The 1,849-nt window shown below is 71.7% G+C and carries 2 protein-coding genes; one reads left to right on the top strand and one right to left on the bottom strand.

From position 1 onward, the window contains the following. Positions 1-1,278, top strand: a 1,278-nt coding sequence (locus tag IZR01_RS49015; RefSeq protein ID WP_194927871.1) for an MFS transporter, incomplete at its 5' end; no start/stop codon positions are given. On the opposite strand, the gene IZR01_RS49010 is transcribed toward IZR01_RS49015, so the two are convergent. Next, on the bottom strand, positions 1,252-1,849 hold a 598-nt coding region (locus IZR01_RS49010; RefSeq protein WP_228561446.1), incomplete at its 5' end, for a TetR/AcrR family transcriptional regulator. The two genes, IZR01_RS49015 and IZR01_RS49010, sit on opposite strands and share 27 nt — an antisense overlap.

Below are 1,849 nucleotides of genomic sequence, written 5' to 3'. Positions count from 1 at the left end.
GACCCCCGCTTCCGCCGCTTCTGGATCGGCGACAGCGTCTCCCAGCTGGGCGACCGCGTCACCGAACTGGCCCTGCCCTACATAGCCGCCAAGATCCTCAAAGCCTCCACCACCGAGGCCTCCGTGTTGGCCGCCGTGACCTGGACCCCGAACCTGATCGGCGTGTTCATGGGCGCCTGGGTGGACCGGCAGCGGCGCAAACGCCGCCTGATGATCGGCGCCGATCTGGCCCGCGCCGCGATCCTGCTGAGTCTGCCGGTCGCCGCCGCGTTCCATGCCGTGGCCCTCGGCCAGCTCTATCTGATAGCGCTGCTGTGTGGGATCGCGGCGGTGCTGTTCAACACCTCGTACTCGTCCTTCTTCGTCCGTCTGGTGCCGCGTTCGCAGTACGTGGCGGCCAACAGCAAGCTCTCCAGCAGCCGCTCCGCCTCCTTCATGGTCGGCCCGGCGCTCGGCGGCGCGTTGATCGCGGCGACTTCCGCGGCGTTCGCCGTGGCCGCCGACGCGGTGTCGTTCCTGTTCTCCGCGTTCATGATCGGCCGGGTGCCGGTGGTGGAGCCGGAACCGGAGTCGGCTGAACTGTCGGTGGGGCGCCGGGCCAAGGAGGGGATCGCCTACATCCTCCGCCAGCCGGTCCTGCGGGTCACCCTGGCCTGCGCCACCACGATCAACTTCTTCACTTTCATCGCCAACTCCAGCCTGCTGATCCTGTTCGCGACCCGCATGCTGCACCTGTCCGCCGGCGCCATCGGCTTGGCCCTGGGCCTGGGCGCGAGCGGCGCGGTCCTGGGCGCGGTCCTCGCGCCGCGGATCGCGCGCCTGGTCGGGGTCGGCCGCTGTGTCGCGATCGGCGCCGTGTTGTTCCCGGCGCCGATCGCCATCGCGGCCGCCGCGGGCGGCTCGGTGTGGTGGTGCGCGACGGCCCTGGCGGCGGCGGAGTTCCTGTGCGGGGTGGGTGTGATGCTGTTCGACATTCCCCTGAACTCTCTTCAGGCCGCCATCGTCGACGAAGGCGTCCGCAGCCGGGTCGCGGGCGCCTACAGCACGGTCAACTACGGCATCCGTCCACTGGGCGCCCTCGCCGGCGGCGCGCTGGCCGGCACGATCGGGCTGCGCCCGACGCTGCTGGTCGCGGCGGTCGGCGGGGCGATGTCGGTGTTCTGGCTGTTCGCCGGGCCGGTGCTGCGGATACGTTCGCTGGAGGAGTATCCGGCCCCGGCCCCGGCACCGGCTCCGACTTCGGCCGCGGCGTCACAGACCGCGGCCGTCAGCCAATGACTGGATCGCCGGGCGCAGCAACCGGATGACGTCCTCCGGCTCGGCCTCGGCGAGCGCGTCGGCCTTCATCAGATGCCGCGACACCGTGATCCCGAGTATCACGGCACTGATGATCGCCGCCCGAAGATCCGCATCCTGCGCCGGGATCGCCTGCGCGATCTGCGCCTGGTAGCGGATCGCGGCGGTGCCGACGGCGTCGGCGGCTTCGGGGGTGGTCAGCATCGAGCGCAGGATGCTCAGGGAGGCGACCGGTTCGTTCGCCAGGCGCTCGGCGAGTCCGGCCAGGATGTGCTCGGTGGCCTGGCCCGGGGCGGCGTCGATCTCGGGCAGGGGGGCGGCGTCGACCACGCGCTGGAACAGCGCCTGCTTGGACCCGAAGTAGTGCATGACCAGGCCCGCGTCCACGTTCGCCGCCGCGGCCACGGCCCGGATCGTGGTGCGCTCGTAGCCGACGTCGAAGAACGAGCGGGTCGCGGCTTCCAGGATGCGGGCTTCGGTGCGGCTGCGCTGCTGCGCGCGGGTGCCGGGTGCGGGATCGGTTGTGGAGTCGGGCGTGGGGTCGGGCGTGGGG

Origin of the sequence: Catenulispora pinisilvae (assembly GCF_015356865.1) — a bacterium.
In the GTDB taxonomy this organism is placed as follows: domain Bacteria; phylum Actinomycetota; class Actinomycetes; order Streptomycetales; family Catenulisporaceae; genus Catenulispora; species Catenulispora pinisilvae.
Note: the sequence above shows the minus strand (reverse complement) of the source record. Positions and strands in the feature narration are given on the sequence as shown.